Source organism: Rheinheimera sp., from assembly GCF_036568245.1.
Lineage (GTDB): Bacteria > Pseudomonadota > Gammaproteobacteria > Enterobacterales > Alteromonadaceae > Alishewanella.
Genome location: NZ_DATCSY010000361.1, coordinates 1 through 6,821, shown reverse-complemented (window position 1 = coordinate 6,821; position 6,821 = coordinate 1). Strand labels below are relative to the sequence as shown.

The window sequence follows — 6,821 nt, the reverse complement described above, 5'->3', positions numbered from 1 at the left end:
TTCCTTATCAACCTGTACGCCCTGATTTTCCTCTTCCTCTTCCTGTACTATCCCTAATGAGCCTAAATCCCAGTCACCTTCAGTAAAATCAACACCAAGGCTGCTGTCGAACAACTTATCTATCAGTCTGTGCAGCTTGTCGTATTCAACTACCACTACTTCGGCATTTAAACCGGTGTTAAACTCAAAATCTTCAATGGTTTGGATATTAGTCGGGTCTACCACGCCCAGAAACATGGTGCGGCCACGCTTGCCAAGCGGCAGCATATCGGTTTTACGCACCAGTTTTTCATTGCGCAGTTCTTCCGGTACGCTGTCAATATCAAAATGGTCTAAGTCCAGGCTGATAGCATGGCTAATACCAGCAGCTGCACGGGCTAGTTCGTCAGATTTAATCAGCTTTTCAGTAATTAACAGCTCTGGCAGGTTCTTAAACTGGCCGCCTTTATCTGTGACAATTTTTGTGGCCTGGTCGCCATTTAACAGACCAAGCTGCACTAAACGTTTAAATAAGGTAGAGGTGGTGGTGACGGCCATTCAGCGAAAACATCCTGATTTTGCTAATAAGACATAAAAAAAGTTACTTGATTATGCCATTTAACACAGTTTATTCAAGTTTATAGCGTGGTTAATGCCCTTGTACTGAGCTTGCCTGAAATGAGTGGGCGGATTGACACGCAAACAAAAAATTCGCCGCATCTGACACTATTAATTATCGTCATTTATCACAATTGGATCTGACCCCATATCCCTGCCGTTAATGACTATTTTATTGGCGCGCCATTGCACGGTGTACTGGCCTAACTTGCGCTTACGCTCAAGTGCTTTATGCACAGCTCGGCGCAACGAGTTAAGCGTATCTTCAGTGGAATAGTTAGACTTTGGTGTATTAGACATTGTCTGAAACCTCTAATAACAGCTGATACAGCTGAGGCTGGTAAACTTGCCGGGCCGTGCCCTGCTGCTCAAAAATCAAAACGGGTTCTTCATCAGCATTAAAGTAACACTGACAAGAGTCAACTAATGGTGAGTATTCGTTAAACAAGTTAGCCAAACTGCGTGGAAACCTGCGTTTAATATCTTTAAGCGGTATGTTGTGCCCGCCGTGTGAAACACGCTCTGCAACGCGTAATCTAGATACCTCAGCGTTAGGCAATGCTAGGTAAATTAACTCAACCCGCCAACCGTCCTGTTGTAACTGCTTAATTAGTTTTAAGTAAGTTCGGCCTGACAGCGTTGTTTCAAAAGCAAAAGATTGCTGTTTATTAATGCGGTGCTGTATTTCAGAAAGAAACAGCCGGCTAGCGTTTAAGGATTCCTTTTCCGGAGCAAGAGGGGACAAACCAGCAGCGATCAAATCCGCATTAATAAAATATTCGCAAGCAGCTACTGTGGGCAAAAATTCCAACGCAAACGTAGTTTTACCTGCGCCGTTTGGCCCGGCGATAATCCAGCACGTCGGCATTTGTAGCTCCGGTTATGTTTTACCCTGTGAGTATACTCGTTTGAGCAATAGTGAGCCAGAACGCTTTGCTTTGATAACCTTAGTAAAATAGTCTTTATGACTTTATATGTATATTATTTGTAAAAATAAAAAGCGCTTGGATAACGAGTCATGGCAAGACAATCACGTTACAACGCACCGGGCTATGCACAGCACATTATTCAGCGCGGTAATAACCGGCAGGTGTGCTTTTTTTCCGATGATGATTATCGGGTGTATCTTGCCAGGCTAAAACAGTATGCACAGCAGCATGATGTGCAAGTGCATGCTTTTGTGTTAATGACTAATCATGTGCATTTGCTAATAACACCGCAACATGAAAACGGTATAAGCCTGTTAATGCAAGCGCTGGGGCGGTTTTATGTGCAGTACGTCAATAAAACCTATGGCCGCACCGGCACTTTATGGGAAGGGCGTTACAAAGCAACCCTTGTAGACAATGACTACTACGCATTAGCCGTTAGTCGTTATATAGAACTAAACCCAGTGCGTGCATTGATGGTAGACCACCCCGCTGCATATCCTTGGTCGAGCTTTCATGCCAACGCGCTGGGTAAGGCTATTCAGCTGTGGCAACCCCATGCCAGCTATCTGGCGTTGGGCAGTAGCGAAGCAGAGCGCCAACAAGCCTATCTGAATTTATTCGAGCAACCTTTTTCTGATAAAGCGCTGGCAGAGATCCGCTATGCCAGCAACAAAGGCTGGGTTTTGGGCAGTGAGCATTTTAAACAACAGATAGCAAAGCAACTTAGCAGGCCGGTGTCACCCCGCAAGACAGTGCAGCAGGACGATGACTAATTAACAATTGGATCTGACCCCGAAGGTTATGAAGGTTATGACCCCGAAGGTTAACTAATTAACAATTGGATCTGACCCCGAAGGTTTTTGACCCCGAAGGTTGCAGCAGCAGGACGATGACTAATTAACAATTGGATCTGACCCCGAAGGTTGCAAACAATTAATGCAGTGACAGCTTTTATGGCTATAAGCAACTGGATCTGAATATCAAATATACCGACCTAAAAGAAAAAGCCAGCGTAGTTAGCTGGCTTTGGATTAGACCTCAACGGCAAGGAATATCGTTTAATTATTGTATACCTTTACATACACCAGTCGTAACACAATTGCCACCCCAAGTCCATGTTACAGTAAGATTTGTAGCATTAATAACGGGAGTTAATGTCAGCGTGTTAGAGGCAGTACCTACAGCAGCAGTACCAGTTATAGTCAGTACTCCGGCCGTTACTGCGGCTGTTTGCACGTTTGCATCTCGTTGCATATCAGCAGCTGTTGGCACGCCATTTGCTCCTAAAGTAATGCCTGCGACCGTTGTAATAGCGCCAGTGCCAACTGCAACATCAACTGCTGTTTTATAAGACATCGCAGCAGAAACCAAGCCAGCAGACCGCGCGGACCGCGTATAATCCTGATAAGCTGGCAGTGCTACTGCGGCTAAGATACCGATGATCGCTACAACGATCATTAATTCGATTAAGGTAAAACCTTGTTGGTTACGTTTCATTTTAACTTCTCCTGATTTTTTATTAGCCGCTCGGGCTGCTTATAATTTTGAACTTTTTAACAAGCGGCGCAAGTCAAATGTAACTAAATTTGCCTGTTAATTGCAACTATTTGTAATTAAAGGCTATTTTTATCTAAAGTCGGGAATTTTGTTATTGTTTCACTAGTAAAAAAGTACTAGTTAAAAAACTCTAAAATAAATCTGAAACAGAAATGCCATGTTATCTGTCGCGGTAGGGGAGGTGTTAGGCGCGCTTTTTAGCGTGTTTTTGCGCTAGTAACTGGCAGTTTTCAGGTGGCCCACAGCGCCATGCGGGCTAAAAATGCCTGGCCCCAGGGTGATAGTAACCAGATCACCAACAGGGCGTTGCCGGCAATAACAAAGCCAAACTCACGGCGAAAGGACATTTTACTGCGCTTATGCGCCAGCTGTTGCTGGGCGAGGTAAGCCCCTGGCCAGCCGCCAATTAAGCTAAATAGTTGCAGCGTTTCTTCCGTCAACCGGTTGCCATGGCGGGCTATGGCGGCTTCTTTGTCGGCTTTGTATAACCAATAGGTAAAAATGCTGGCTTCTACGTACAGCAGTGGCAGCACGTATAGCAGCTTACCAAACAGCAGGGCTATCACTACAGCAATAAGAAAGGCGAGCCGGAACAGTAGAGCAGTGTGGTTCGCGTAGGCGATATCTGCTGCACCTTGTATTACGCGGGTGGATGCTTTTTTTAGCGGCGACTCTGCAGTGGCATTGGCGAAGCGCCAGGGGGCGGCAATGTTGCGCTGCTGTTTGTCTTGGCTGAGGCTAAATTGCAGCTTGTCGCCGGGTTTTGGCCGATCGCCCACTCCGGCCATATCACGGATATGGAAAAACAGTTTTTTACCGCTCTGATCGCACAATACAAAGCCAAAGCCTTTGTCATCACGCCAGAATACTACGGTACCGGTCAGCTGCATTTGCTGTTCCTGTATTAATGCCTTGTCGGTGAGACCAAAACGTTACGGCAGAAGTTTAATGTTTTGTAGCCAAATACTGGCTTTCAGTGTTTATGGATTTTGTTTTAAATGGTTTAACAGTTGGTCCAGCTGATGACTCAGCGGAGGTAATGCTTGCGTGGTTGTGTCCCAAACGACGTCTAGATTGATATCGAAATAACCGTGAGCAATTCGGTTACGCATACCTTTCATACTGCGCCAGGGAATATCGTCATGCAGTGCAGAAAACTCCGGATATAACTGCAATACTTTTGTTGCGTTCTCACCCAATACCAGCAAGTTCAATACTACAGCCTGCTGCGTTTTTTTATCAGCTAAAAAGTCTGCCTTCTCAATTCCTTCAATGTAGGAGCAGGCTAGAAACACAGACTCCTGCATTTGCTCGATGTAAGTTAAAATTCGGTTTATTTTCATACAGGTACGGCTTGTCTGAGTATCGATACCCGTATTTTTTCTGGTAAATCGCCAGGTGTTAACAGGTCTACCGGTACTCCCAATGCTTCTTCAAGCATTAACTGCAATTCGCCCAAATCAAATAACGTTGTGCCTGGTAAGGTGTCTACCAATAAGTCTAAATCACTGCCCTCAGTGTCTTTGGCCATAGCCACAGAGCCAAATATACGTGGATTGCTCGCTTTATATCGAGCTACCAAAGTGTGTATAAGTGCCCTGTTGTGTGACAGTGCATCTGATGGCCGCATAATAGTCTCCAAGTTTTACACTTAGTGTGCAGTATAGGGTAATTTTCCGCTACAGAGCTTCCTGATTAATGCTTAAACGCATCGATAAGTCTATCGCCTGTATGTGTTTGGTTAAGGCTCCACTGGAAATATAGTCAACGCCGGTGGCCGCAAGTTCCGTTAAACGCTCGCTGGTGATATTGCCTGATACTTCCAGTTTGGTTTTGCCACCATTCAGAGTTACTGCTTGCTTGATATCGGCCAGGCTAAAGTTATCCAGCATGATAATGTCGGCACTGGCAGCCAGCGCTTGTTGTAGCTCTGTCAGGTTTTCGGTTTCTACCTCTACCGGCTTACCGGGGAAGTTTTGCCGGGCGGTGGCTACCGCATTAGCGATAGAGCCAGCTGCGGCAATATGGTTTTCTTTAATTAAGAAGGCGTCATACAAACCAATGCGATGGTTCTTACCACCGCCGGTACTGACAGCATACTTTTGCGCAAAACGCAGGCCCGGAATAGTTTTACGGGTATCGAGCAAACGGGTGTTGCTGCCGTGTAAGAACTGCACGTAGTGCGCTGTGGTGGTAGCGGTTGCGCTTAATAGCTGTAAAAAGTTCAGGGCGGTACGCTCGCCGGTCAGTAAAACTCTGGCCGGGCCGCTCAGCGTACATAGGGTGCTGTTGGCGGCTAACTTGTCGCCATCTTTGGCTTGCCAGTTAATAGTTACTTCGCCGCCCAGCTGGCGGAATACTTCATCAACAAAGGCGCTGCCGCACAGCACACACTCTTCGCGGGTAATAATAGTGGCACTGGCCTGCTGCTGCTTCGGAATTAATGACGCCGTAATATCGCCGTCGGCTAAGGATAAAAAGCCTAAATCTTCAGCCAGGGCGCTGGCCACGGCGCGCTGTATTTCTTGATGTAATAGCGTGGTAAAGTCGGTTTGCATAGTCATTTGGTTTTAGTCATCTGGTTTTCGTCATTCAGTCTGGTTTGTAAGATGTATTAATTGTGCTGGATAAGGGTAAGCTGATTGCCTTGCTGGTGGAATTCTAACTGTTTTAGCGCGCTCATGCCCAGTAATATCTCGGCGCTGCCATCCAGGTTACCCAGCTGCGGCACGATAACAGCGTCGATGTTATACAGCCGGATATCGCCCAGCTGCAGGCTGTCTACCTGGCTTTGATACGCCTGCGCTATACCATTGGCGGTGCTTACCTGCACCTTCTGGCCAAAGGGTAAATTCAGCTGGCGCGCGGTGCTGGCATCAATTGCAATAGTGGTGGCGCCGGTGTCGAGCATAAAGTTTACCGGCGTATTGTTAACCAGAGCCGTGCCGACATAATGGCCGCTTTTGTTACGGATCAGCACAGTGCGGGTTTCGCCGCTACTGCCGGTTACACTGCGCAGTTGCTGGTTTGGGTTAAGCTGTTTGCTGATGGTGTCCTGAAAAAATAAAAACAGCAGCACCATCAGAATAAGCCAGGCAATAATCGCGAAGGTCTTACCATATTTGTTTGTAGGCTCAGGCGCTTGCATTAATAACCTCCTGCATTGACAATAGCGTTATAGCTTACTGACCGCGCCGGTTAAAGGCAAAATATCATGACGGCCACTCTACCTGTTATCACAGAGCGTCAAAGCCCACACTACGATGATCGGCCGCAAGCGGAAACCGTCAGCCTGTTGGTGATCCACAATATCAGCCTGCCAGCAGCAGAGTTCAGCAAAGTACCACAGCACAGTTATATTGATGCGCTCTTTATGGGCGAGCTTGATTGCACCGCACACCCAAGCTTTGCCGGTCTTGCCGGAGTAAGAGTATCAGCGCATTGCGTGATCTGGCGCGATGGTAGCATTTTTCAGTATGTACCTTTTGCAAAGCGTGCCTGGCATGCCGGTGTCAGCAGTTTTGCCGGTCGTGAGCGCTGTAACGACTTTTCTATCGGCATAGAATTAGAAGGCACCGATAATTTACCGTATACTGATCAGCAATATAAAAGCCTGATTAACCTGACACTAATGATAATGCAGCAGTATCCGGCTATTACGCCTGAACGTATAGCGGGCCACTGTGATATTGCGCCCGGACGTAAAACCGACCCGGGCACAGCGTTTGACTGGAT

10 protein-coding genes and 1 pseudogene are annotated in these 6,821 nt (G+C 46.7%); 2 read left to right on the top strand and 9 right to left on the bottom strand.

Annotated features, from left to right (window positions below):
- From VIN66_RS16040 to VIN66_RS16030, 3 genes and pseudogenes are all read right to left on the bottom strand, one after another.
- Positions 1–537, bottom strand: a pseudogene (locus VIN66_RS16040) (type IV-A pilus assembly ATPase PilB); the annotation flags it as partial.
- A 171-nt stretch (positions 538–708) separates the two neighbouring features.
- A complete protein-coding gene (locus tag VIN66_RS16035; protein WP_331924915.1) occupies positions 709–897 on the bottom strand; it encodes a hypothetical protein in 189 nt (62 codons plus the stop codon).
- Positions 890–1,408, bottom strand: a complete 519-nt coding sequence (locus tag VIN66_RS16030; protein WP_414709913.1) for a zeta toxin family protein — start codon at positions 1,406–1,408, stop codon at positions 890–892. Before VIN66_RS16030 ends, VIN66_RS16035 begins: the two co-directional genes overlap by 8 nt.
- 207 nt (positions 1,409–1,615) lie before the next feature.
- Between VIN66_RS16030 and VIN66_RS16025 the strand changes: the two genes are divergently transcribed.
- A complete protein-coding gene (locus tag VIN66_RS16025; protein WP_331924913.1) occupies positions 1,616–2,302 on the top strand; it encodes a transposase in 687 nt (228 codons plus the stop codon).
- 289 nt (positions 2,303–2,591) lie between these two features.
- On the opposite strand, the gene VIN66_RS16020 is transcribed toward VIN66_RS16025, so the two are convergent.
- From VIN66_RS16020 to VIN66_RS15995, 6 genes are all read right to left on the bottom strand, one after another.
- A complete protein-coding gene (locus VIN66_RS16020) occupies positions 2,592–3,026 on the bottom strand; it encodes a pilin (RefSeq protein ID WP_331924912.1) in 435 nt (144 codons plus the stop codon).
- Positions 3,027–3,316: 290 nt separating this feature from the next.
- Entirely contained in the window at positions 3,317–3,976 is a 660-nt protein-coding gene (locus VIN66_RS16015; protein ID WP_331924911.1) for a cold shock and DUF1294 domain-containing protein, read from the bottom strand.
- A gap of 90 nt (positions 3,977–4,066) precedes the next feature.
- Entirely contained in the window at positions 4,067–4,429 is a 363-nt protein-coding gene (locus VIN66_RS16010; protein WP_331924910.1) for a DUF86 domain-containing protein, read from the bottom strand.
- Positions 4,426–4,716: a nucleotidyltransferase family protein gene (locus VIN66_RS16005; RefSeq protein ID WP_331924909.1), complete on the bottom strand. Its 291-nt coding sequence runs from the start codon at positions 4,714–4,716 to the stop codon at positions 4,426–4,428. The genes VIN66_RS16010 and VIN66_RS16005 overlap by 4 nt, the downstream gene beginning before the upstream one ends.
- A 49-nt stretch (positions 4,717–4,765) precedes the next feature.
- The gene (nadC, locus tag VIN66_RS16000) at positions 4,766–5,650 is read right to left on the bottom strand and encodes a carboxylating nicotinate-nucleotide diphosphorylase (protein WP_331924908.1); all 885 of its coding nucleotides are present in this window, start codon (positions 5,648–5,650) and stop codon (positions 4,766–4,768) included.
- Between the two features lie 50 nt (positions 5,651–5,700).
- The gene (locus VIN66_RS15995; protein WP_134052236.1) at positions 5,701–6,234 is read right to left on the bottom strand and encodes a retropepsin-like aspartic protease family protein; all 534 of its coding nucleotides are present in this window, start codon (positions 6,232–6,234) and stop codon (positions 5,701–5,703) included.
- 66 nt (positions 6,235–6,300) lie between these two features.
- Here VIN66_RS15995 and ampD point away from each other — a divergent pair.
- Positions 6,301–6,821, top strand: a 521-nt coding sequence (ampD, locus tag VIN66_RS15990) for a 1,6-anhydro-N-acetylmuramyl-L-alanine amidase AmpD (protein WP_331924907.1), incomplete at its 3' end; no start/stop codon positions are given.